The following is a 23,502-nucleotide window of genomic DNA, read 5'->3' on the forward strand; positions in this document are numbered from 1 at the left end:
GCGCCTGCACCTCATTTGCCGTCGGATTGCTCTCGCTCTCCTCGGCTCAATCGTGGAACTTGATGGAACTTAAATGCTCCAGTACACTTCTCGGAGCAAGTAAAACATTGCTCTCGGTGCAATAATGTCAAAGTTCGAGTACGTGAAGCTTGCCGATGCCATTGCCTCGGATATCTCTAACGGCACGTTAAGGCCCGGCGATCGGCTGCCGCCGCAGCGCAATTTTGCCTATGACCGCGGCATCGCAGTCTCGACGGCGAGCCGGGTTTATACGGAGTTGCTCCGCCGCGGGCTCGTCGTCGGCGAGGTCGGCCGCGGCACTTTCATCTCCGGCGACATCAGGCGCGAGGTCGAGGCGTTGAGCGAGCCGCGCGATGCGCGGATCGATTTCGAGGTCAATTATCCGCTATTGCCGCAGCAATGGGCGATGATCGCCAAGAGCCTCGCAGGGCTGGAGCGCGTCGACGCGCTCGAATCCGCGCTGCGCGTCTCGACCAGCACCGGCACCAAGAGCGCGCGCAACGCTGCCGCCGCCTATCTCGCGCGCAAGGATTTCGCGCCGCAGGCCGAGCAGATCGTCTTCACCGCCAACGGCAAGCAATCGCTCGCGGCCGCGCTCGCGGCGCTCGTCCCCACCGGCGGCCGCTGCGGCGTCGAAGCGCTGACCTACCCTTACGTCAAGAGCATCGCGGCGCGGCTCGGCATCACGCTGGTCCCGATTCCCATGGACGAATTCGGCGCACGGCCCGACGCGATCCAGAAAGCGCATCGCGAGGCGCATCTGTCGGCGCTGTATCTGCAGCCCATCATTCAGAACCCGCTCGGCGTCACCATGAACGCGACGCGCCGCGCCGACATCATGCGTGTCGCCGAAAAGCTCGACCTCACCATCATCGAGGACGCCGTCTACGGCTTCCTCGCCGACGACACGCCGCTGGCCGCGCTCGGGCCGGACCGCTGCATCGTGCTCGACAGCCTGTCCAAGAAGGTCGCGCCGGGCCTTGCGCTCGGCATCCTCGTGGCGCCGCCGCATTTGCGCGAAAGCGTGATGAGCGCGGTCCGCACCGGCGGCTGGATCGCCTCGGGCCACGCGCTGGCGGCCGGCCAGCGGCTGATGGCCGACGGCACCGTCGCCGAGCTGACACGGCTGAAGCGCATCGACGCCGTGCGCCGGCAGCAGACCGCGGCAAGGCTGCTCGCGGGCTACCAGCACGCCGCCGATCCGCGCTCCTACCATCTCTGGCTGACGCTGCCGTCGCACTGGCGCTCGCAGACCTTCGTCGCGGCCGCGGCCCGGCGCGGCATCGCGCTGACGCCCTCCTCCACCTTCGCGATCGCCCACGGCCATGCACCGAACGCGGTGCGCCTCGCCCTCGCCCCGCCCACCTTCGAGCAGCTCGATTCCGGCCTGCGCACCATCGTCTCGCTGCTCGGCACCAAGGAAGAGGATTTCGACTCGACGGAGTAGCGATCGGTCTAAGGCAGCAAGGCCCTCGGCACCTGATCGAAGCTGTATCTCTGCGGCTGGTTGCGCCGCACGAAGCCGCCGACCTGCCAGGCGAACAGCGCGGCAAAGCCGAGGATGAACAGCGCGCCGGCGAACTCGCCGCTCACGAGGGCGCGGATTAACAGGCCGACCATCGCCACCGTCAGCACCGCCAGGAACGCCAGCACCGCCGCATAGGCCGTGCGGCCGAGCCCCGCCGTCAGCACCGCGCGGCTGCCCGCCTTCGCCATCCGCTCGTGCAGCGCGAGGATGAACGCGCGAAAGCCATTGTCCTGCGGCGCCATCAGTGCCGCCGTCTGCCAGCTCGTCGACAGGATCGCGATGCGGCGGCCGCTGCTGTGAGTGACATCGGCGCGAAAGCGGTGCTGCTGCATCGACACTGGGCGGAACGACAGCCGGATCGCGCTGATCTCGTCATAAGGCCACAGCGAGGTGCGGCCGCCGATGTGCCAGGACAGCCCCTGCTCCGTCAGCTCGAAGCGATGCGCCGAGCCGATCAGCGACGCCTTGTAGGCATAGCTCGTGACCGGCGTGGTCTCAGCTTCCGACTCCTGCATCCCGACAATCAATCCCGTCTGCGCAATCCCGTCCGCGCCATCCCGCCCGCGATCCGCTTGCGCGATCGCCCTCGTCCATCCTACAAGCGAGGCATGGCTGAGACGACCTTTTTTCCGCGCCGCCTGATTCTCGGCGCCGCCGTGATATCAGGCGTGCTGCTCGCGCTCGCGGTGCACATGCTGGGCGCGCGCTACGGGCTCGACCTCGGCGGTCTCTGGCGCTCCGACACGCATGAGTTCATACCCGCCGGCGCGGCGATCGCGTGGTGGTTGATCGCGACCGTCGGCTTCTCCGGCGGCTATTTCACGGCGACGTTGATGCAGAGCGCCGTCTCCGGCCAGATCCCGCAACGGATGCGGCAGTTCCTGATCGCGGTCGGCGTGCTGCTGCTCGCGGGTGCCGGCCAGGTGGCCTCGGCGCCGAGTCCGATCCCGACCGTCTCGGGCGTGCTGGCCGGGCTCGCCGCGCTGTGCCTCGGCGCCGTCATGGCATTTTGCGGCGCCCATTTCGCGCTGCGCCGCGGCTGGAGCGTGATCCGGAAAAGTGCGAAGCGGTTTTCCAAATAGATCATGCTCAAACAATAGGGTCCTCAAGCCGACGCAAGCAGCCGCGGGCGGTTGAGCATCACCGCCACGTCGGAGGCCGGCCGCGGCTTGCTGAACAGATAGCCCTGCGCCTGGGTGCAGCCCTCGCGCCTGAGCAGCTCGAGCTGTGCGTCGTTCTCGACGCCTTCCGCGGTGGTGACGATGCCGAGGCTGCGGCCGAGACTGGTCACGGCGCGGATGATCGCCATGGAATCCTCGCGCGTCGCCAGCTCCGACACGAAGGAGCGGTCGATCTTGATCTTGTCGAACGGAAAGCTGCGCAGATAGCTCAGCGACGAATAGCCGGTGCCGAAATCGTCCAGCGAGATGCGCACGCCCATGGCGCGCAGCTCATGCAGCGTGGTCAGCGTCGCCTCGCTGTTCTGCAGCAGCACGGATTCGGTGATCTCGAGCTCGAGACGGCGCGCGTCGAGTCCCGAGGCAGCCAGCGCCGCGATCACGGATGCGATCAGATTCGGATTCTTGAACTGCACCGGCGACAAATTGACGGCGAGATCGACATCATCTGGCCAGGTCGCCGCATCGATGCAGGCGGAGCGCAGCACGAATTCACCGAGCTGGACGATCAGTCCCGTCTCCTCGGCCAGCGGGATGAAGTCGATGGGTGCGATCAGGCCACGCTGCGGATGGTTCCAGCGCAGCAGCGCCTCGAAGGCGACGACGCGGCCGCTGGCGACGTCGCGGATCGGCTGGTAATACGCCTCGAACTCGTCGCGCTGCACCGCCGCGCGCAGGTCCATTTCCAAGAGGCGCCGCGCCTGCGCGCGTGCATCCATGCCGGTCTCGAAGAAGCGATAGGTGCCGCGGCCGTCCGCCTTGGCGCGGTAGAGGGCGAGGTCGGCGTTCTTCAACAGTTCGCTCGGATCGCTGCCGTCCTGCGGCGACAGCGAGATGCCGATCGAGACGCCAATCACGATCTGATGGTCGTCGATCTCGTAGGGCGCCGAGATGACCTCGACGAGGCGGCCGGCGAGCGATCTCGCAGCGGTTTCCTCGGAACGACCGATCTGGACCACGGCGAACTCGTCGCCGCCCAGTCGCGCCACCGTGTCGCTCTCGCCGACGGCGGCCGTCAGCCTGCGGCCGACCTCCTTCAGCAGCGCATCGCCGATGGGATGGCCGAGCGAGTCGTTGATGTCCTTGAAGTGATCGAGATCGAGACAAAGCACCGCGAGCTGATCGCCCGACCTGGTGCGCCGCAGTCCCTGCTCGAGCTGCTCGTGGAACAGCACGCGGTTGGGCAGGCTGGTCAGCGCGTCATGGCGCGCCATGTGCGAGATCTTGGCCTGCGCTTCGAGCCATTCGGTGATGTCCTCGAAGGTCGCAACCCAGCCGCCACCCTGCATCGGCTGGTTGACGACCCGGATGGAGCGGCCGAACCGGCTGACGATGTCGGTCGTGGTGCGCCCCTCGCGCGCGTCGGCCACGAGGCGGGCGAAGAATTGATCCGCATCGCCCTGCCATTGGCCCTTGGCTTGCTCTTCCCTGAGCACGTCGACCAGCAGGCGGCCGGTCAGCGCGACGTCGGTGCGACGAAGCATGGCCGCATAACGCTCGTTGAACAGCATGATCTTGCCGTCGGCATCGAACATGCACAGACCCTGCGACATGTTCTCGAGCGCCGTATCCAGCACCATCTGCTGGGCGCCGAGTTCGCCCTTGGCGCGGCGGTCGAGCAACGCAGCCACGAGCGCGATCGCGATGATCGCTACCGCGGCGCTGGCCGTGAGGAAGGACAGCGAGGCCGGCGGGATCGACAGGCCCCCGATCGCGAGCGTCGGATCAGGTGTCAGCAGCACCGCGCCCATGGCGGTGAAATGATGCGCGACGATGGCGATCGTCAGCAGCACCGTCGCCATCAGCGCATGGAAGAGGTCGTCGCGCCGCGCGGCCACGAACAGTGCAACTGCCGCAAAGACGATTCCTGACAGCACCGAGGCTGCGACCGTGCTTCCGATCCAGTCCACGCGCGCCGGTAGCTCCAGCGCCGCCATGCCGGTGTAGTGCATCGCCGCGACCCCGGTGCCGACGATGGCGCCGCCGAGGACGATCCACCCCGCCCGCAAGGACGATACGGCGATGCTCAGCCCCACGAAGGTCACGGAGATCGCAAAGATCAACGACAGGATCGTCACCGGGATGTTGTAGGCGCCGGCGCCGCCCGGCCCGTAGGCGAGCATCGCGATGAAATGCGTCGCCCAGATGCCGCAGCCGCTGACGGCGGCGTCGAGGCCGAGCCAGGCCAGGCGTCCGACACCGTTCGTCGCGCGCGCCCGGTGAAACAGGCTGATCGCCGCCGCGCTGGCGAGCAGACACACCGCGCCGCCAAGCGCGACGAGCCGCCAATCGTGCTCTTCGGTGAGACAGTAGAGAACTTGATACATCGCGGGCCCCTATGGACCCGCAGTTGAACCAACAGAGGTGGACAGGTGGTAACTGGCTACGCGCCTGTTGCGGCAATGGTGAACGGAAGATGTGCCCATTCACTCGGATTGTTCATCCTCGCGCCGGCGCACCGAGGCCGATCACGACGGCAGCGAGCAGCAGGACGGATGCGGACACGACCAGCGACAGATGCAGCCCCGCCATGAACGCCCCCTCGGCGGCCACCAGCGAACCGAACAGCGCGACGCCGAGGACGCTGCCGGTCTGCCGCGTCGCGTTCAGGACGCCCGCCGCGATGCCGGAGCGCGCCTTGTCGACGCTGCCCAGCAAGGTCGAGGTCAGCGGCGGAACCAGCAGCCCAAGTCCGCCGCTGATCGCGATCATCTGCGCGCAGATCATCCAATAGCTGGTATCGGCTTCGATCCACAGCAGACCAAGACACCCGAGCGCCGACACGCTGGCCCCGACGACGATGGTCGGGCACGGACCGATGCGCTCGGCGAGGCGCGGCGCCAGCAGATTGACCGGCAGCACCGCCGCCATCATCGGCACGAAGGCGAGCCCGGTCCACCACGCCGACAGCCCGTTGATCCGCTGGAAATACAGGCTGAGCACGAAGATGAGGCCGTAGATCGCGATGTTGACGAGCAGGCCGACCAGCGAGGTCAGCGCGAACAGCCTCTGGCCGAACAGCGACAGCGGCAGCATCGGTTGCGCCGCGCGGCTCTCGCGCCATATGAAGAGGGCGGCGAAAGTGGCGGCCCCGACGAAGGCTGCGATCACGGCGGGATGATTCCACCCGAGCGCACCGCCTTCGATGATCGCGCCGGCCAGCGCTCCCAGCGCACCGATCGCGGCAAGCTGGCCGGGCAGATCGATCTCGCGCGAGCGAGCCCGCGTGGTTTCGCTGGCGTAGCGCCAGCTCAGCCACAGGCCGGCGAGCCCGATCGGCAGATTGACCAGGAAGATCGCGCGCCAGCCGACCAGCGTGATCAGTGCGCCGCCGACAAAGGGCCCCGCGGTGAGCGCAAGGCTCGCGCCGGCAGCCCAGACCGCGACGGCACGGCCGCGCGCACGCTCGTCCGGATAGGCATGATTGAGCAGCGCGAGCGAATTCGGCACCAGGATCGCCGCCGCCAGCCCCTGCACCAGCCGCGCTGCGATCAACACGGTCGCATTGGGAGACAGCGCGCAGGCGAGCGAGGCCGCGGTGAAGATGGCGAACCCCGCCATGAAGACGCGCTTGGCGCCGATGCGGTCGCCGAGCGCGCCTGCGGTCAGGATGAAGGCGGCAAACGCGATGGTGTAGGCGCTGACCACCCATTGCAGCTCGGCGACACCGCCGCCGAGCGTCCTGCCCATCGCATCGAGTGCGGTGTTGACGATGGTGACGTCGAGCTGCACCACACCGTAGCCAAGGCTCATCGCGGCGAGCGTGAGCGAGGTCGCAAGACGCGAACCGGCACGCGACGCGCCGGCGGCGGCGTGTGAAGTTTCAAATTTGATGGTGCTCGCTCGCATGCTGCCCTCGGTTGCAGCCCCATGCGGAATATAGGCGATCGGCGCGCCAGCATGTTTCGATAATGACCGAAGAATGGATGCGGCGATTTGGCGTGGTGCACTTGACCCTCTCCCCTTGCGGGCAGGGCAATCGCATATGGCGCTTTGCACGTCCTGACCGCGCGCCTCGTCCTTCGAGACGACCGCTTCGCGGTCTCCTCAGGATGAGGCTAAGCAGCCTCGGTGCTCGTTGAAACGAGTGCCGCACGCGGTCCTCATCCTGAGGGCCCGCCAACGGCGGGCGTCTCGAAGGATGGCCATCGGCGAAATCGCTCCCAAAGGAAGAGCAGAGTTGCGTCAGCTCGCCGCGCGCAGATTCACCTTGCTCTCGGCGAGTGTGGTCAGCTTCTTGTCGGTCGCCTTCTCCTCCTCCAGCGTCTTGGCGAGCACGGTGGCGCAGTCGTTGCGGCCGAGCTGCTTGGCCCAGGCGATCAGGCTGCCGTAGCGTACGATCTCGTAATGTTCGGCGGCCTGCGCCGCGTTGATCAGGGCGGCATCGAGCACCGCCTTGTCGGCGACCTCGCCGGCGGTCTCGTCAGCCTCCTCGATGATGCCGTCGATCGCCGGACAGTCGACCGCCTTCACGGGGACGCCGTGCATCTTGAACACCTCTTCGAGCCGCGCGACGTGCTGCTTGGTTTCCTCGAGGTGCGTCAAAAAGCCCTGCTTCAGCTGCGGATCGGTGGCCTTACTGGCCATCTTCGGCAGCGCCTTGGTCAGCTGCTGCTCGGCGTAATAGATGTCCTGGAGCTGGTGCACGAACAGATCGTTCATGGTTTTGATGTCTTTTGTGAACAGTCCCATCGTTCCATCCTCTTTCGGTTTTGTGGAACACGAAGGCCGCGGCTTGCACGAAAAGCCGCTTATTCCGCCATGTTCGGTTGCTGATGGGGCCCAACGAGCACGTGGCATCGACGTTCCAAAAAGACCGGATGGCTTGCGCTGGAACAATGCGGACGGCGCCGGCATCTGAAATCATGTCGGCATTACGAAACGCGCGGGGCCGAGCCGGTTTCACGACTCATATGCTTAACGCGCCGCCGATGTGAACCGCGTATGACAAAAGTGACCGGTCCGGCGCAGAACCTATTGTTGTCAAGGGCTGCACAAGCCGGTGTTTTTGCCTTAAATGAGCTGGATCATGCCCAGCGATCGATGCCTGCTTTTGGCCGTGATCGTACCCGACTGGCCAATGTCTGGCCTGGTCGGTCTTGCCCCCCGCCGGGAGGATGAATGCACGGACTGCTGCCCGCGCTGAAACGCGGCTTCACGAGATGGATCGGCTGGCGACGGCTCGGAGTAGCCGCGAGCGTGTTCATTATCGCCTTCGCGATCACCTCGCTGGTGCGGACCCTCAAGGGCATCGATACCGGGGTCATCCTGACTGCGTTAACCGAGATTCCGCGCGGGAGCATCGGGCTGGCGGCGATCTGCGTGTTCTTTGCGTTCTGTACGCTGACCTTCTACGATTTTTTTGCACTGCGAACGATCGGCAAGAAGCATGTGCCGTACCGCATTGCGGCGCTCTCCAGCTTCACGTCCTATTCGATCGGCCACAACATCGGCGCCACGGTCTTCACCGGCGGCGCGATCCGCTTCCGGATCTATTCGGACTACGGGCTGAACGCGATCGACGTCGCCAAGATCTGCTTCCTGTCGGGCCTGACCTTCTGGCTCGGTAACATCTTCGTGCTCTCGATCGGCATGGCGATCCATCCGGATGCGGCGTCCTCGATGGACCAGCTCCCCTCCTCGATCAACCGGCTGATCGCGCTCGGCGGCCTCGCCTCGATCGGCGCCTATCTGGTCTGGCTCTGCATGGGCGAGAAGCGGCGCGAGCTCGGCCAGAAGGGCTGGAAGGTGGTGCTGCCGTCGGCGCCGCTAACGCTGGTCCAGATCCTGATCGGGGTGGTCGATCTCGGCTTCTGCGCCACGGCGATGTACCTGCTGATGCCGGCCAATCCGCCGATCGACTTCATGTCGCTGGCCGTGGTGTTCATCCTGGCGACGCTGCTCGGCTTTGCCAGCCATGCCCCCGGCTCGATCGGCGTGTTCGATGCCGCCATGTTGCTGGCACTGCCCGAATTCGGCCGCGAGCAGCTCCTGGCGACGCTGCTGGTGTTCCGCCTTCTCTATTTCGTGATCCCGTTCGGCCTTGCCATCTCGATCATGGGCACGCGCGAGCTCTGGATGAACGTGGTCGAGCCCTGGCAGGAGCGGCGGCGGCTGGCGGAGGCTTGCGCGCAGGCCAATCTGCCCAAGCAGGTGACGCCGATGGAGCGCGAGCGGATACTGCGGCAGGCCAACAAGCGGTAGGCCGCGATCTGGACCCGGAGGGGTTGCGAGCGGCAGAGCAATGCTCTCTTATTTCCGCCTCAACTTTGCCGTTGAAGACGCGGGCCATGATCCCTGTATTCCTTCGTACCCTCTCCGCAGGCGCCCTGTTGCTTGCCGGGATTCTGACGGCCATGCCGCCCGAGAGCGCGAGCGCTCAGGACGCCGGCGCCCTGCAGATCAATTGGGAGGTGCGTAACCGCTTCCGGCTGTTCCGCGAGGAGCGCGACTTCCTGCTCCATGTCGAGAACGCCCGCAACCGCAGCATCCTGGCCGCCGAGCAATCGCTGGAGCTCCAGAGCGAGGGCCGCGGCTGGGCGCGCAACATGGTCAATCGGCTCTGCATCGACCTCCAGGGCCGGGTCAACCAGCCCTGCACCCGCGACAACACCAAGGAAAACTACCTCACCCCGATCGATCACCCCGTCACCGTCCGTCTCGTTGGCGCGGTGCCGGTCGGCGCCACCTGCGCCTGGTCGTTCGATGACGGCGACGGACCGCAACAATCGACCTTCGACTGCGCCGAGCCGATCAATTTGCGCGTCCGCTACGGCAAGCAGACGGTCGCGACCGTCGACGTCTCCTCCGGCTCCGATCCGACACAGCGCGTCCAGACCGAGATCCAGGTCCGCGACATCTTCGTCGCCGGCCTCGGGGACAGCATCGCCTCCGGCGAAGGCAATCCGGACCGGCCGCTGGCGCTGTCGGACGAAGGTTTTTGCTTCCGCTCCTATCTGGGCACCGCCGGCGCGCAGTACTACCGGCCGAGCCGCCACGGCTTCAAGGGCGGCCGCGCCTGCGAGGCGCCGGACACGCTCGCCAACTGGCAGCGCTACAGCGCGCTTTGGTTCAACTCGCCCTGCCACCGCTCGCTCTACAGCTACCAGACGCGCACCGCCCTCGCACTCGCGGTGCGCTACACCCACATCGCAGTGACCTACCTGCCGCTCGCCTGCACCGGTGCCAGCATCGGCGACGGCCTGCTCGGCTCGCAGCGCGCCCGCGAATGCCCGCCCGGCAAGACCGGTGTCTGCAACACCAGCGTGAACGCGCAAGTCGCCGAGTTGCGCGAGGCGCTCACCGCGGCGAAGAAACGCCAGCCCGACCGCACGCTCGATCTCGTGCTGCTCTCGGTCGGCGCCAATGACGTCTACTTCTCCGGTCTCGTCGCCGACGTGATCGTCGAGACCGCGACCGAGCGCGCGCTTTTCCGCCGCTCCGGCGTGATGGCGAGCGTCGACGATTCCCGCGATGCGCTGACGCGCGAACTGCCGCAGAACTTCGTCAAGCTGCGCGAGGCGCTCAAGCCGCTGGTCGGCGGCGACCTCTCGCATGTCGTCTATGTCTCCTACGCCAACCCCGCGCTCGCCGACGGCGGCGTGCCCTGCCGCGGCGGCCGGGCCGGCTTCGACATCCATCCGGCCTTCAACGCCGATCCGCAGCGCCTTGCCCGCGTCTCGACCTTCGTCGATACCGAGTTCTTGCCGCAACTGAAGGGGCTCGCCACCTGCACCCGCGGCGCGCTGTGCCGCGATCCCGAAGCCGACCGCATGACTTTCGTCGATGCGCATCAGGCGGCGTTTGCCGATCACGGCTTCTGCGCCCATTCGGGCAACGACCCCGAATTCGACCGCAGCTGCTTTGCGGAGAACGGCCAGAGCTTCAATCCCGATATCGTGAGCGCGGCGAGCCAGCCGATGCTGTGCGGCCGCGGCGCCTCGGAATACCGCGCCTATTTGCCCCGCGCGCGCTGGATCCGCGACGCCAATGACAGCTATTTTGCCGCGATGACCTATCCGCAGGGATTGCCGGCGGCGAGCCAGCCGACCGACATTCACGACGCGACCTGGGGCGTGCTCTCCGCCGTCTATGGCGGCGCGGTGCATCCGAGCGCGGAAGGGCATGCGGCGATGGCGGATGCGGCGCTGCCGGCCGCGAGCGCGGTGCTTGGACTGGACGCAGTGCCACCGGGCGTCACGCGCGGATTTCTGCCGCAGCTGTTACCGAGCGCAAAGCAGTAGCGCGCCCGAAGTCCCGTTTTACGAGTCCTAGCCCGGATGAGCGCAGCGACATCCGGGGCCGCTCTCCCCGCATATCGCTTCGATCATGCGGGCTACGCGCAACGTCCTCGCACTCGGTGTCGTCGCCCGGCTTGACCGGGCGATCCAGTACGCCGCGACGGCAGTCTTGAATCGAGAGGCTGCGGCGTACTGGATTCCCCGCCTTCGCGGGCAATGACGGCGGAGCACTTGGCGCAATTCGCACATCACCATCCCTCGCACATTCACTCCAAACCAGCATCGTTCCCTGCTACCTGCCGTTTCATCAATCCAAAAACGGTATCGATCGATACCCCCTTGAGCTTGGACACTTTGCCGCGCGCACCTCTAGGAGTCGGATCGAGGAAACATTTCGACTTGAGGAGGCGCCTGATGAGCGCAGTGGTGTCCGCAGCGGACGTGAGAAGGTCTCGCGTCAGGCTGCTCATCGTGACCATGTTGTTCCTGGTCACCACCGTCAATTATGCCGACCGCGCCACGCTGTCGATCGCAGGCCCCGCGCTGTCCAAGGAGCTGCATCTCGATCCCGTCGCCATGGGCTGGATCTTCTCGGCGTTCGGCTGGTCCTATGTCGCGGCGCAGGTCCCGGGCGGCTGGCTGCTCGACCGTTATGGCTCGCGCCTCGTCTATGCCTTCAGCATCATCATCTGGTCGCTGTTCACGCTGATGCAGGGCTGGGTCGGCTTCCTCAGCGCCGGCACGGCGATCGTCGTGCTGTTCGCGCTCCGCCTCCTTGTCGGCGTCGCGGAAGCGCCCTCCTTCCCCGCCAACGCCCGCATCGTCGCGGCGTGGTTTCCGGGCAACGAGCGCGGCACCGCGTCGGCCTTCTTCAACTCGGGACAGTATTTCGCGACCGTTATCTTCGCGCCGCTGATGGGCTGGATCGCGCATGCCTACGGCTGGCGCTTCGTGTTCTTCGTGATGGGCGCGCTCGGCATCGTCATGGGCTTCGTCTGGCTCAAGACCATCTACGGCCCGAAGGAGCATCCTTCGATCAACGATGCCGAGTTCGACTACATCAAGGAAGGCGGCGCGCTGGTCGATCTCGACGCGCCCAAGAACGATCAGCTGCGCGAGCGTGCGCAAGAGGCCGGCTCCGGCTGGGACCACATCCGCCAGTTGCTCTCCAACCGCATGATGCTCGGCGTCTATCTCGGCCAGTATTGCATCAACACGCTGACCTATTTCTTCCTGACCTGGTTCCCGGTCTATCTGGTCAAGGAGCGCGGCCTGTCGATCCTGCAGGCCGGCTTCGTCGCGACGCTGCCGGCTTTGTGCGGCTTCATCGGCGGCGTGCTCGGCGGCATCATCTCCGATGCGATCCTGCGCAGGACCGGCTCGCTGACCATGGCGCGCAAGTTCCCGATCGTCGGCGGCATGCTGCTGTCGATGTCGATCATCGCCTGCAACTATGTCGACGGACAGGCGCTGGTGGTCGGCTTCATGGCGCTCGCCTTCTTTGGCAAGGGCATCGGTGCGCTCGGCTGGGCGGTCGTCTCCGATACCTCGCCAAAGGAAGCCGGCGGCGTCTCCGGCGGCCTGTTCAACAGCTTCGGCAATTTGTCCTCGATCACCACGCCGATCGTGATCGGCTACATCCTGGCCGCGACCGGCTCGTTCAACGGCGCGCTGGTGTTCGTCGGCCTCAACGCGCTGGTGGCGGCGTTCGCCTATCTCGTCATCGTCGGCAAGATCGAGCGGGTGACGCTCAAACGTTCCTCCTGAGGGCTCCCGGTGGGAGCTTGACCAGGCAACTCAACGGCGGCCCAAAAAGCCGCCGTCTTTGTTTTGGGGATGATCGATGCTAGAAGTACCGGGGAAACGCCTTATCCATCTAAGGCATGTATCGATGTTCGACCTCAACCAGCTCCGCTGTTTCGTCACGGTGGCGGAGGAACTGCATTTCGGCCGCGCCGCGACGCGGCTGAACATGACCCAGCCGCCGCTGTCCCGGCAGATCCAGGTGCTTGAGCACATCATCGATGCGCCGCTGCTGGAGCGCACCAGCCGCTCGGTGCGCCTCACCCCGGCGGGGCGCAGCTTTCTGCCGGAGGCGCGGCGCATCCTCAAGCTTGCCGAGAGCGCCTCGCAGGTCGCCCGCCGCATCGCGCTCGGCAAGACCGGCTCGCTGAAGATCGGCTTCACCGCGGCCGCGGCCTATGGCTTCCTGCCGGAACTGGTCGCGGCCTGCCGCGCAAAACTGCCCGAGGTGGATTTCTCGCTGAAGGAGATGGTGTCGGGCGACCAGTTCGAGGCGCTGACCTCGGGCCAGATCGACGCAGGCTTGCTCAGGCCGCCGATCGCGCGGCCCGAACTCACCAGCCGCCGCGTCGTCGCCGAACCCCTGCTCGCCGCGATCCCGAAGAAGCATCCGCTGGCGAATGCGGAGAGCATCACCATCAAGGATTTCGACGACCAGCCCTTCGTGATGTATTCGCCCTATGAGAGCCGCTACTTCCACGATCTGCTGGTGGCGCTGTTCACCCGCGCCGACATTCTGCCGCGCTATGTCCAGCACCTGAGCCAGATCCACTCGATCCTCGCCATGGTCCGCGCCGGCCTCGGCCTCGCCATCGTGCCCGCGGCAGCCGCGAGCCTGAAGATCGCCGACGTGCGCCTGCGCCCGCTGAAGCTGCGCACGCGTGTTCCCGTCGAGCTGTTCATGGTCTGGCGCCGCGACGACGAGAATCCGCTGCTGTCGGCGCTCGTCAAAATCGCCGGCGAACTGGCCTCTGCGGAGCCCGCGGAAGATTGATGCTGATTTCGCATCGGTCGATATAGGCTTTGGCTTGGACCCGCATCGAACGGTCTCCTAAACCACGGCGCATGGACGCGCAGCCTTCTGCTTGCGTCCTCCACAACACGCAATGAGGGAGCCGCGCCCATGAGCAAGATGACCCCGCAGGAAATGGCCCAGAAGATCGGATCCGGCCTCCTGTCTTTCCCCGTCACGCCCTTCAAGGCTGACTACTCCTTCGACGAGGCGACCTATCGCGCCAACATGGACTGGCTGTGCGGCTATGATGTCGCAGGCCTGTTCGCCGCCGGCGGCACCGGCGAATTCTTCTCGCTGACGCCGACCGAGGTCCCTGAAGTCGTCAAGGTCGCCGTCGACGAGACCAAGGGCCGCGTGCCCGTGCTCGCCGGCACCGGCTATGGCACCGCGATCGCCCGCGAGATCGCAATCGGCGCGGAGAAGGCCGGCGCGGACGGCCTGCTGCTGCTGCCGCCCTACCTCACCCACTCCGAGCAGGAGGGTCTTGCCGCCCATGTCGAGGCGGTCTGCGCCGCCGTGAAGATCGGCGTCATCGTCTACAACCGCGACAACGCGATCCTGCAGCCCGACACGCTCGCGCGGCTTGCCGAGCGCTGCCCGAACCTCGTCGGCTACAAGGACGGCATCGGCGACATCGAGCTGATGACCCGCGTCTACACCAAGCTCGGCGATCGTCTCACCTATGTCGGCGGCCTGCCGACCGCCGAGACCTTCGCGCTGCCCTATCTCGACATGGGCGTGACGACCTATTCCTCGGCCGTGTTCAATTTCGTGCCCGAATTCGCCACCAACTTCTACGCCGCGGTGCGCAAGCGCGACCATGCCACGATCCAGGCCGGGCTGAAGGACTTCATCCTGCCGCTGATCGCGATCCGCAACCGCAAGAAGGGCTATGCCGTCTCGATCATCAAGGCTGGCATGAAGGTGATCGGCCGCGACTCCGGCCCGGTCCGCGCGCCGCTCACCGACCTCACCGAGCAGGAGATCGACGAAGTGACCGCGCTGGTGAAGAATCTGCCCGCCATCCGATCGACACAACAAGCGGCAGAATAGGGCGACAACAGCGAGGAGCAAGCGATGGCCGTGACCGATATCTCTGGCGCACCTGTCGTCACGGCGATGCAGGTGATTCCGGTCGCGGGCCGCGACAGCATGCTCCTCAATCTGAGCGGCGCGCATGCGCCATTCTTCACCCGCAACATCGTCATCCTCACCGACAATGCCGGCCACACCGGCGTCGGCGAGGTGCCGGGCGGGCAGAAGATCTGGCAGACGCTCCAGGACGCGCGGGATCTCGTGATCGGCAAGACCGTCGGCGCGCTCAACAACATCCTCGCCGACGTCCGCACGGCCTTCGCCGACCGCGACGCCGGCGGCCGCGGCAAGCAGACTTTCGATCTTCGCGTCATGATCCACGCGGTCACCGCGATCGAATCCGCATTGCTCGATCTGCTTGGCCAGCATCTCAACCTGCCGGTCGCCGCGCTGCTCGGCGAAGGCCAGCAACGCAAGAGCGTCGAGACGCTCGGCTATCTCTTCTTCGTCGGCGACCGGCGCAAGTCGAAGCTGAACTACGTCCAGGGCGAGGCCGGCAAACCCGAATGGTTCAACCTCCGCCATCAGGAGGCGATGACCCCGGAGACCGTGGTGCGGCTCGCGGAAGCCACCCACGACCATTACGGCTTCGCCGACTTCAAGCTGAAAGGCGGCGTGCTGCGCGGCGAGCAGGAGATCGAGGCCGTCACCGCGATCGCAAAGCGCTTCCCGAACGCGCGCGTCACGCTCGACCCCAATGGCGCCTGGTCGCTCGACGAGGCGATCCGGCTTTGCAAAGACATGCACGGCATCCTCGCCTACGCCGAGGACCCCTGCGGCGCGGAAGGCGGCTTCTCCGGCCGCGAGATCATGGCCGAGTTCCGCCGCGCCACCGGCCTGCCGACCGCGACCAACATGATCGCCACCGACTGGCGCCAGCTTTCCCATGCGCTGCGTCTCGGCGCGGTGGACATTCCGCTCGCCGATCCCCATTTCTGGACCATGCAGGGCTCGGTGCGGGTCGCCCAGACCTGCCGTGACAACGGCCTGACCTGGGGCTCGCATTCCAACAACCATTTCGACATCTCGCTGGCCATGTTCACCCATGTCGGCGCCGCCGCCCCCGGCAAGGTCACCGCGATCGACACCCATTGGATCTGGCAGGATGGCCAGGCGCTCACCAAAGAGCCGCTCCAGATCAAGGGCGGCAAGATTGCCGTCCCGGACCGGCCGGGCCTGGGTATCGAAATCGACAGGGCCGCCATCGACGCGGCGCATGACCTCTACAAGCAGCATGGACTCGGTGCCCGCGATGACGCTATTGCCATGCAGGATCTGATCCCCGGCTGGACCTTTGACGACAAGCGTCCGTGCCTCGTGCGTTAGAAACTACAGGCATGATCCCGGAAAAGTGGACACCGGTTTTCCGATAGGGATCATGCCCCTTAAATGACTTGGAGGAATGAGATGACTGCGATCCTGAAGAACTTCATCGGCGGCGAATGGGTCGACGGCTCCGGCGTCACCAGGAATATCAACCCCTCCAACACCAACGACGTCGTCGGCGAATACGCCAAGGCCGACAAGGCGCAGACCGAGAAGGCCATTGCAGCCGCCAAGGCCGCCTTCCCCGCCTGGGCGCAGTCGACCCCGCAAGTTCGCTATGACGCGCTGAACAAGATTTCCCTCGAGATCCTCGCCCGCAAGGAAGAGCTCGGCCGCCTGCTCGCCCGCGAGGAAGGCAAGACGCTCCCCGAGGGCATCGGCGAGGTCGCCCGCGCCGGCCAGATCTTTGCGTTCTTCGCCGGCGAGGCGCTCCGCCTGATCGGCGAGAAGGGCGCCTCCGTGCGTCCCGGCCTCGACGTCGAGCTCACCCGTGAGCCGGTCGGCGTCGTCGGCATGATCACGCCCTGGAATTTCCCGATCGCGATCCCGGCCTGGAAGATCGCGCCCGCGCTCTGCTACGGCAACACGGTGGTGTTCAAGCCGGCTGAGCTGGTGCCGGGCTCGGGTCACGCGCTGGCCGAAATCATCACCCGCTCCGGCATTCCCGCCGGCGTATTCAACCTCGTGGTCGGCTCCGGCTCCGTCGTCGGCCAGACCCTGCTCGATCACCCTGACGTCGCGGCGATCTCCTTCACCGGCTCGGTGCAAACCGGCCGCAAGATCGCGCAGGCCTGCGTGCTGTCGAACCCGATGAAGAAGTTCCAGCTGGAGATGGGCGGCAAGAATCCGCTGGTCGTGCTCGACGACGCCGACCTCAAGACCGCGGTCGAGGTCGCCGTCAACGGCGCCTATTTCTCCACCGGCCAGCGCTGCACCGCCTCCTCCCGCCTGATCGTCACCGAAGGCATCCATGACCGCTTCGTCGCGGCGGTGGCCGAGCGCCTGAACGGCCTGTCGGTCGACGACGCGCTCAAGGCCGGCGTGCACATCGGCCCCGTCGTGGACCAGAGCCAGCTCGACCAGGACCTGCGCTACATCAAGATCGGCCAGGACGAGGGTGCGAAGCTGTCGTTCGGCGGCGAGCTGCTCAAGCGCGAGACGCCCGGCCACTACCTGCAGCCGGCGCTGTTCACCGAAGCCAACAACAACATGCGCATCGCGCGTGAGGAAATCTTTGGCCCGGTCGCCGCCGTCATCCGCGCCAAGAATTACGAAGAGGCGCTGGCGATCTCCAACGACACCGAGTTCGGCCTCGCCTCCGGCATCTGCACCACCAGCCTGAAATACGCCTCGCACTATAAGCGCAACAGCGAGTCCGGCATGGTGATGGTCAATTTGCCGACCGCCGGCGTCGACTATCACGTGCCGTTCGGCGGCCGGAAGGGCTCGAGCTACGGCGCCCGCGAGCAGGGCTCCTACGCGCGCGAGTTCTACACGACGGTGAAGACGGCTTATACGTTCCCGGGCTGATGGGCCGATATCGTAGGGTGGATTTGCCCGCGGCTGCGCGAAGCGCAGTCCGCTGGCGTAATCCACCTCTTCTGCCTCCGCGGATAGAGACCGTGGCGGGTTACGCCTTCGGCTAACCCGCCCTACAAGACGGAGTCCTCCCATGGACCAGGACGTCGCAGCGAAAGAGCAGCCCCGCTACATCAAGCTCAACGAGCGCGACAACGTCGCGATCGTGGTCAATGATTTTGGGCTTCCTGCCGGCTCCCGCTTTGCCAGCGGCCTGACGCTGCGCGCCTTCGTGCCGCAGGGGCACAAGACGGCGCTGGTCGACATCGCGCTAGATCAGCCGATCGTCCGCTACGGCGAGGTGATCGGCTACGCGCTGTCGCCGATCCTGGCCGGCGAATGGGTCGACGAGGCACGCATTCGCATGCCGGACGCCCCTGACCTCGACAAGCTCGAGATCTCCACCGCAGTCCCCGCGCCGCTGCCGCCGCTCGAAGGCTTTACGTTCGAAGGCTACCGCAATCCGGACGGATCGGTCGGCACCAAGAACATCCTCGGCATCTCCTCCTCCGTGCAATGCGTCAAGGGCACGATGGAATATGCGGTGAAGCGAATCCGCGCCGAGCTGCTGCCGAAATACCCCAACGTCGACGACGTCGTGCCGCTGACGCACGCCTATGGCTGCGGCGTCGCCATCACCGCGCCCGACGCGGTGGTGCCGATCCGCACGCTGCAGAACATCGCGCTGAACCCGAATTTCGGCGGCGAGATCCTGGTCGTCGGCCTCGGCTGCGAGAAGCTCGCACCGGAGCGGCTGGTGCCGGAAGGCGTCAGCGATGCCATCGTGCGCATGCAGGACGAAGCCTTCGACGGCTTTGGGGCAATCGTCGATGCGATCATGACCCAGGCGGAAGCGCGGCTGAAAATCCTCAACAAGCGCACCCGAGAGACCTGCCCGGCCTCCGATCTCGTCATCGGCCTGCAATGCGGCGGCAGCGACGCGTTCTCTGGCGTCACCGCGAACCCCGCCGTCGGCTTTGCCGCGGACCTCCTGGTACGCGCCGGCGCCACCGTGATGTTCTCGGAAGTGACGGAAGTGCGCGACGCCATCCAGCTCCTCACCCGCCGCGCCATCAACGAGGACGTCGGCCGCGCGCTGGTGCGCGAGATGGCCTGGTACGATTCCTATCTCGCGCGAGGCGGTGCCGATCGCAGCGCCAACACCACGCCCGGCAACAAGAAAGGCGGCCTCGCCAACATCGTCGAGAAGTCGCTGGGCTCAATCGTCAAATCCGGATCAAGCGCCATCACCGACGTGCTCTCGCCCGGCGAGAAGGCGACGCAGAAGGGCATGCTGTTCGCGGCAACGCCGGCCTCCGACTTCATCTGCGGCACACTCCAGCTCGCCTCCGGCATGACGCTGCAAGTGTTCACCACCGGCCGCGGCACGCCTTACGGCCTTGCGGCCGCGCCCGTGATCAAGGTCGCGACCCGCACCGAGCTTGCCCGCCGCTGGAAGGACCTGATCGACTTCGACGCCGGCAGCATCGCCACCGGCGAGAAGACCATCGAGGAGGCCGGTTGGGACCTGTTCCGGCTAATCCTCGACGTCGCCTCCGGCCGCACCAAGCCGTGGTCGGACCGCTGGGGCATCCACAACGATCTGACGCTGTTCAACCCCGCGCCGGTGACCTGAGGCCGCCGGCCGGCTTCACTGACCACCGATCAGGTGCATGTCGTCCAGCGTGACGGGCAGGCTGCGCGTGATGAGGTCCGCGATGGCCGCGCGTAGCCGTTCGCTCGAAGCCGGACCGTCAAATGTCCCGTCGATCGGCCCGCTGGGGCCTGCGATCCTCATGGTCCCGGTGTTGTCGAGCGGCGCGGCCGCCCGCTTTTCGATCACGTCGAACGTCTTGCCGTCGATGACGCGGACCTCGTACAGCGCGTGGATCAGGCCGTAGTCCGCAAGCAGCGTCCGGTACTCAGCGAGCCCGACACCCTCGACGTTGCGGCCGTTTCCGAGTTTCGATTTCGCGCGGGTAATGACGATGTACGCATCCAGTCCCTGGGGCGTGACATCGGTGCGAACCAGCTCCTTGAACGGATCGGTCCGCAGCAGATTGACGGGCGTGACCGCCGAATCCCGGATCGCGGCAAACCCGGCGCGGGTATAGTTGACGGCCTGAACGCGATAGCGTGCGCCCAGCAGCCTGGTCGCCTGCTGGACGATCAGCTCGTCCAGTCCCCATGCACTGATCGAAGCGCTTTGCCCGGCGGAGCCGAGCTTGGTAAGGCCTGCCTGTGAAAGGCTCATCTCCTCGCCGATAGCGGAGACGATGCCGACGGTCTTGATCGCCTGGAGCCGGCTCGCGCGCGTCTCGAACGCCGCGGCGGCGCCGAGAGCGACGCAAGCGGCTGCGAGGCCAATCCATAGAAAAGCAATGCGTCGCATGGCGGCTCATCTGATCCTGAAATCGAACGAATAGGACGCGCCGAGGCCAACGGTGGTCTGGTTCGACGATCCCCGCAGCTTCACCAGCGGACTGTCCGCGGCATCGCCCAGCAGCTTCTCGTACTCGACATAGGCATGGACCTCCCATTGCGGATTGATGCGATAGGAGATCTGGCTGCCGAAACCGACCGAGTGCGCGCCGCCTTTGGCATTGTATGTCGGCAGTCCCGACGCCAGCGCCTGCGCGGCATCGACGCCGAAATACGGCGCGGTCGCGTTGGTGCTTTTCCAGGTGAAGCGTGGGCCGGCCGAGATCGTCAGCCTTTGGATCAGCGGCACGATGACGTCGGCGGAGATGTCGGCGACGGTGCCGGTGTGGCCGCCCACGCCCTGGCGCAATTCGCTGCGCAGACGGAGCCAGTCGACCGGATAATATTCGACGAAGCCGCCGATCTCGTAGGCGGCCTTGACGTCGCCAAGGCCTGTCAGCTCGGCATATTTGTCGGCCTTGCGCGAGGTGACGTATTTGAACGCAGGCCCTGCGCGAAAATTGCCAACGTCGAGCAGCGCGATGCTGGCGCTGTCGCGCGGTCCGCGAAACTGATCGATCGATCCGGCGCGGCGGATGGAGAAGATCGGGATCGGCATGAGCTTGCCGTTCTTGGATCCGACGAAATCCGGTGTGTACTCACCACCGATGCCGACCATGACCGTCCAATTGCCGGAGGGCGAAGGCAGCATCGGCAGCTCGAACGGCGGCGCCGGCAGCGTGAACGCGGTCTGCGCCGATGCGGATTGAGGGATCGCCATGATCACGCCGAGCAAGGTGGTCGTGAGCCGCACATTCACCGTGAGGCGAAGAGCGGCGTCGTCAAAATGCTTCATTACAGGGCCCCGGACCGGCCTTCCTGGCCTGGTCGACTCGTGTGGTTGGAGCTCCAGCATGTGGTCCGGCAAAATTGCCCCAAGATTGCAAGGCGAAACCGCTGGCCAATCCGTTGCCGGTATCCGCAGGGCGCGGCGTCGCCGAACCAACATTGCCCGAACATTGCCGGGAGGCGCTCACGCGCCCAAACTTTGGCCGGCACTGCCGGTCACCCCACTCGCATCTGCCTTTTATTCGCCAAGCTCGCTGCCTTTATGGGAACCCTGCGCAGGAGCCGAAACGCCAGACTTCGGCCAGGGAGCGTCACGCTCGGGGTTTTGTTGCCCAGCAGAGTCAAGGACGACCCGCGTGCGTTCCCTCGTAATCGAAGACGAACCGCAGATCGGCGCCTATGTCAGCCGCCTGCTCGGGCAATTGCACGGGATCGTCGACCTTGTCGGCTCGATCGCCGATGCCCGCCAGGCGCTCGACAATTTCAAATATGATCTCGCGATCGTCGACCGGATGCTGCCCGACGGCGATGCGCTCCAGGTGGTCACAGCGCTGAGCCAATCGCCCGACCGCCCCGCGATCATCATGCTGACCTCCAAGGACGCCAAGGAAGACATCGTCGAGGGCCTCAATGGCGGCGCCGACGACTATCTCGGCAAGCCGTTCGAGCCGCAGGAGCTGATTGCACGGGTGCGCGCGGTGCTGCGGCGACCCCGACTGCTCGCCCCCTCGGTGCTGTCGCTCGGCAATGTGGAGCTGCATCTCGGCAGCAACGAGGCCGTCGTCGCCGACACCAGAATCCTGCTGCGACGGCGCGAGGCGCTGATCTTGGGCGCGCTGCTGATGCGGCGTGACCGCGTCATCACCCGCGCCGCCCTGATCGAAGAGATCTACGGCTTCGACGACGAGATCGAATCCAACACGCTCGAAGCTCAGGTCTCGCGCCTGAGGAAGAAATTGCTCGAGCTCGGCGGCGACGTCGAGATCCGCAGCATGCGAGGCATCGGATATATCCTCCGGCTGGCAACGCCGCGATGAGGTCGATCGCCCAGACGTTTGCGCTTTCGCTCGGCATCGCCGCGACGACGATCTTCCTGATCATGGTCGCGATCTTCGTCTCGAGGTACCCGATGGAGGAACGCGAGTTCAGGGCGTGCCGGGTCGTGGCCGCCGTTCTCGATCGCGCCACTGTTGTCGATGGGCAAGACCTGGTGGTGCGCCCCACTCCCGCGCTCGAGGAGCTGAAGGCGGACAGCCCAAACCTCTGGTACGTCGTCTCCGTGGGCGATCTCGTCAGCGAGTACGGCAGCGAGCACCGGCCACAGCTTCCCTTCGCCTTTCCCTATCGCGGGCCTGTCGGCCTGTCGGTCTTCAGCACACCCGACCAGAACAGCACGTTCTGTCTCGCGGTTGCGCAGCGGGGCGCCTTGAGACTCACGACGATGGTCGGCGAGCCTCAGGTCCGCTTCGGGCGGCTCGCAAGAAGCTTCCTCGCCCGCAGCTTCTTTTCGATCCTCGTGGTAGCGCTGGCCTTTGCGGCCACCGTCGCGATCGGGTCGGCGCTTGCTGCGCGTTTCGTCTCACGCGGCATCGAGCGGGTCGCGCGTCGCGCCCTCGCGATCGATCCATCGGCCCCGCAGGGCCTGATCTCGTTGTCCGAGGTCCCGCGCGAGCTGAAGCCGCTGGTCGAGGCGCTAAACCGCGCCTTCGGCGAGATCGATGCCTATATCAGGATGCAGCGCCGCTTCCTCGGCAATGCCGCCCATCAGCTGCGCACGCCGCTGACGCTGCTGCGCGCCAAGATCGAAGACGTACCCGAGCCTGCCCTGAAGGCCGAACTGGTGCGCGACGTCAGGCGCCTGACGTCGCTGGTCTCCGCCATGCTCGACCTGGCCCGGCTGCAAAACCATGCGATCGAAAAACGGCCGATCGATCTCGCCCAGATCACGCTGGACGTGCTCGCCGATTTCAGCCCCTCGGCACTGGACGCCGGCATCGAGCTCGCGCTGGAACAGGCAGAGAAGGGTCCGCTCCTGGTGCAGGGCGTGGACGCCGCGATTCGCAGCGCGCTCGCCAATCTCGTCGGCAATGCGCTCATCCACGCCCATGGTGCGCGACGCATCGTCGCCACGCTCGGCCGCGACGGCATCTCGATTGACGACGACGGCGCGGGCCTGCCGGACGGCGTGGAGCACGGGCTGACAGAGCCGTTTCAGACCGGCAACACTGCCGGCGAGGGCGCGGGCCTCGGCCTGTCGATCGTCCGCGAGATCATGGCCGCCCACGGTGGCGAGCTGGTCATCTCCTCCAAGCCCGGCCGCGGCACGACCATGAGCCTGCGCTTTCCCGTCGCCGCCGGGCCGACCAGATCTCCGCATTTGGATCTGCAAGCGGGCTGACTGCAAGCTGCGCCAGTCGATCCGTGAAACCGTCCGGAAACATTGGCGCC

Annotated in this window: 18 protein-coding genes; 12 read left to right on the forward strand and 6 right to left on the reverse strand. The window is 66.0% G+C overall.

The features are described from left to right. Positions 1–124 precede the first annotated feature (124 nt). Positions 125–1,468 (forward strand): aminotransferase-like domain-containing protein, encoded by a 1,344-nt coding sequence (locus tag GA0061098_RS18415; protein ID WP_091958895.1) that lies wholly within the window; start codon positions 125–127, stop codon positions 1,466–1,468. An 8-nt stretch (positions 1,469–1,476) separates the two neighbouring features. Here GA0061098_RS18415 and GA0061098_RS18420 read toward each other — a convergent pair whose 3' ends face one another. After that, on the reverse strand, positions 1,477–2,064 hold the full coding sequence (locus GA0061098_RS18420; protein ID WP_091958898.1) for a hypothetical protein: 588 nt from the start codon (positions 2,062–2,064) through the stop codon (positions 1,477–1,479). A gap of 93 nt (positions 2,065–2,157) precedes the next feature. Here GA0061098_RS18420 and GA0061098_RS18425 point away from each other — a divergent pair, with 93 nt between their 5' ends. Further along, positions 2,158–2,631: a hypothetical protein gene (locus GA0061098_RS18425; RefSeq protein WP_091958902.1), complete on the forward strand. Its 474-nt coding sequence runs from the start codon at positions 2,158–2,160 to the stop codon at positions 2,629–2,631. 23 nt (positions 2,632–2,654) lie between these two features. Here the strand turns inward: GA0061098_RS18425 and GA0061098_RS18430 are convergent, their stop codons facing one another. The 3 genes from GA0061098_RS18430 to GA0061098_RS18440 all read right to left on the reverse strand — a co-directional run bounded on the left by GA0061098_RS18430 (position 2,655) and on the right by GA0061098_RS18440 (position 7,419). Then, positions 2,655–5,054, reverse strand: a complete 2,400-nt coding sequence (locus GA0061098_RS18430; RefSeq protein WP_091958905.1) for an EAL domain-containing protein — start codon at positions 5,052–5,054, stop codon at positions 2,655–2,657. Between the two features lie 112 nt (positions 5,055–5,166). After that, complete coding sequence (locus GA0061098_RS18435; protein WP_091958908.1) at positions 5,167–6,576, reverse strand: MFS transporter; 1,410 nt, start codon at positions 6,574–6,576, stop codon at positions 5,167–5,169. Positions 6,577–6,912: 336 nt separating this feature from the next. Next, positions 6,913–7,419, reverse strand: a complete 507-nt coding sequence (locus tag GA0061098_RS18440) for a YciE/YciF ferroxidase family protein (protein WP_091958911.1) — start codon at positions 7,417–7,419, stop codon at positions 6,913–6,915. A 429-nt stretch (positions 7,420–7,848) separates the two neighbouring features. On the opposite strand from GA0061098_RS18440, the gene GA0061098_RS18445 reads away from it, so the two are divergent. From GA0061098_RS18445 to garD, 8 genes are all read left to right on the forward strand, one after another. Then, positions 7,849–8,931 carry a lysylphosphatidylglycerol synthase transmembrane domain-containing protein gene (locus GA0061098_RS18445; protein ID WP_091958914.1) on the forward strand — a complete coding sequence of 361 codons (1,083 nt, stop codon included), beginning with the start codon at positions 7,849–7,851 and terminating at the stop codon, positions 8,929–8,931. A gap of 86 nt (positions 8,932–9,017) precedes the next feature. Then, positions 9,018–10,970 (forward strand): SGNH/GDSL hydrolase family protein, encoded by a 1,953-nt coding sequence (locus GA0061098_RS18450; RefSeq protein WP_091959507.1) that lies wholly within the window; start codon positions 9,018–9,020, stop codon positions 10,968–10,970. A gap of 411 nt (positions 10,971–11,381) precedes the next feature. Further along, positions 11,382–12,734 carry an MFS transporter gene (locus GA0061098_RS18455; RefSeq protein ID WP_165637453.1) on the forward strand — a complete coding sequence of 451 codons (1,353 nt, stop codon included), beginning with the start codon at positions 11,382–11,384 and terminating at the stop codon, positions 12,732–12,734. A gap of 124 nt (positions 12,735–12,858) precedes the next feature. Next, complete coding sequence (locus GA0061098_RS18460; protein WP_091958917.1) at positions 12,859–13,764, forward strand: LysR family transcriptional regulator; 906 nt, start codon at positions 12,859–12,861, stop codon at positions 13,762–13,764. 129 nt (positions 13,765–13,893) lie between these two features. Then, a complete protein-coding gene (gene kdgD / locus GA0061098_RS18465; protein WP_091958920.1) occupies positions 13,894–14,838 on the forward strand; it encodes a 5-dehydro-4-deoxyglucarate dehydratase in 945 nt (314 codons plus the stop codon). A 24-nt stretch (positions 14,839–14,862) separates the two neighbouring features. Continuing rightward, entirely contained in the window at positions 14,863–16,206 is a 1,344-nt protein-coding gene (gudD, locus tag GA0061098_RS18470) for a glucarate dehydratase (protein WP_091958923.1), read from the forward strand. A gap of 81 nt (positions 16,207–16,287) precedes the next feature. Then, positions 16,288–17,736: an aldehyde dehydrogenase family protein gene (locus GA0061098_RS18475; protein WP_091958927.1), complete on the forward strand. Its 1,449-nt coding sequence runs from the start codon at positions 16,288–16,290 to the stop codon at positions 17,734–17,736. Between the two features lie 142 nt (positions 17,737–17,878). Further along, a complete protein-coding gene (garD, locus tag GA0061098_RS18480; protein WP_091958929.1) occupies positions 17,879–19,420 on the forward strand; it encodes a galactarate dehydratase in 1,542 nt (513 codons plus the stop codon). Positions 19,421–19,435: 15 nt separating this feature from the next. Here garD and GA0061098_RS18485 read toward each other — a convergent pair whose 3' ends face one another. Beyond that, entirely contained in the window at positions 19,436–20,176 is a 741-nt protein-coding gene (locus GA0061098_RS18485; RefSeq protein WP_091958932.1) for a hypothetical protein, read from the reverse strand. A gap of 6 nt (positions 20,177–20,182) precedes the next feature. Further along, positions 20,183–21,061: a MipA/OmpV family protein gene (locus GA0061098_RS18490; RefSeq protein ID WP_165637454.1), complete on the reverse strand. Its 879-nt coding sequence runs from the start codon at positions 21,059–21,061 to the stop codon at positions 20,183–20,185. Positions 21,062–21,410: 349 nt separating this feature from the next. Between GA0061098_RS18490 and GA0061098_RS18495 the strand changes: the two genes are divergently transcribed. Together GA0061098_RS18495 and GA0061098_RS18500 are read left to right on the forward strand one after the other, a co-directional pair. Beyond that, positions 21,411–22,091, forward strand: a complete 681-nt coding sequence (locus GA0061098_RS18495) for a response regulator transcription factor (RefSeq protein ID WP_091958934.1) — start codon at positions 21,411–21,413, stop codon at positions 22,089–22,091. Beyond that, positions 22,088–23,452: a sensor histidine kinase gene (locus GA0061098_RS18500; RefSeq protein ID WP_091958937.1), complete on the forward strand. Its 1,365-nt coding sequence runs from the start codon at positions 22,088–22,090 to the stop codon at positions 23,450–23,452. The genes GA0061098_RS18495 and GA0061098_RS18500 overlap by 4 nt, the downstream gene beginning before the upstream one ends. The last annotated feature ends 50 nt before the right edge of the window (positions 23,453–23,502 follow it).

It is taken from the genome of Bradyrhizobium shewense, assembly GCF_900094605.1.
Lineage (GTDB): Bacteria > Pseudomonadota > Alphaproteobacteria > Rhizobiales > Xanthobacteraceae > Bradyrhizobium > Bradyrhizobium shewense.

What these genes read in the sequence shown, in the direction of transcription:
- GA0061098_RS18415 (WP_091958895.1), top strand. Translation starts at nt 125, where the DNA reads ATGTCAAAGTTCGAGTACGTGAAGCTTGCCGATGCCATTGCCTCGGAT.
- GA0061098_RS18420 (WP_091958898.1), bottom strand. Translation starts at nt 2,064, where the DNA reads ATGCAGGAGTCGGAAGCTGAGACCACGCCGGTCACGAGCTATGCCTAC.
- GA0061098_RS18425 (WP_091958902.1), top strand. Translation starts at nt 2,158, where the DNA reads ATGGCTGAGACGACCTTTTTTCCGCGCCGCCTGATTCTCGGCGCCGCC.
- GA0061098_RS18430 (WP_091958905.1), bottom strand. Translation starts at nt 5,054, where the DNA reads ATGTATCAAGTTCTCTACTGTCTCACCGAAGAGCACGATTGGCGGCTC.
- GA0061098_RS18435 (WP_091958908.1), bottom strand. Translation starts at nt 6,576, where the DNA reads ATGCGAGCGAGCACCATCAAATTTGAAACTTCACACGCCGCCGCCGGC.
- GA0061098_RS18440 (WP_091958911.1), bottom strand. Translation starts at nt 7,419, where the DNA reads ATGGGACTGTTCACAAAAGACATCAAAACCATGAACGATCTGTTCGTG.
- GA0061098_RS18445 (WP_091958914.1), top strand. Translation starts at nt 7,849, where the DNA reads ATGCACGGACTGCTGCCCGCGCTGAAACGCGGCTTCACGAGATGGATC.
- GA0061098_RS18450 (WP_091959507.1), top strand. Translation starts at nt 9,018, where the DNA reads ATGATCCCTGTATTCCTTCGTACCCTCTCCGCAGGCGCCCTGTTGCTT.
- GA0061098_RS18455 (WP_165637453.1), top strand. Translation starts at nt 11,382, where the DNA reads ATGAGCGCAGTGGTGTCCGCAGCGGACGTGAGAAGGTCTCGCGTCAGG.
- GA0061098_RS18460 (WP_091958917.1), top strand. Translation starts at nt 12,859, where the DNA reads ATGTTCGACCTCAACCAGCTCCGCTGTTTCGTCACGGTGGCGGAGGAA.
- kdgD (WP_091958920.1), top strand. Translation starts at nt 13,894, where the DNA reads ATGAGCAAGATGACCCCGCAGGAAATGGCCCAGAAGATCGGATCCGGC.
- gudD (WP_091958923.1), top strand. Translation starts at nt 14,863, where the DNA reads ATGGCCGTGACCGATATCTCTGGCGCACCTGTCGTCACGGCGATGCAG.
- GA0061098_RS18475 (WP_091958927.1), top strand. Translation starts at nt 16,288, where the DNA reads ATGACTGCGATCCTGAAGAACTTCATCGGCGGCGAATGGGTCGACGGC.
- garD (WP_091958929.1), top strand. Translation starts at nt 17,879, where the DNA reads ATGGACCAGGACGTCGCAGCGAAAGAGCAGCCCCGCTACATCAAGCTC.
- GA0061098_RS18485 (WP_091958932.1), bottom strand. Translation starts at nt 20,176, where the DNA reads ATGCGACGCATTGCTTTTCTATGGATTGGCCTCGCAGCCGCTTGCGTC.
- GA0061098_RS18490 (WP_165637454.1), bottom strand. Translation starts at nt 21,061, where the DNA reads ATGAAGCATTTTGACGACGCCGCTCTTCGCCTCACGGTGAATGTGCGG.
- GA0061098_RS18500 (WP_091958937.1), top strand. Translation starts at nt 22,088, where the DNA reads ATGAGGTCGATCGCCCAGACGTTTGCGCTTTCGCTCGGCATCGCCGCG.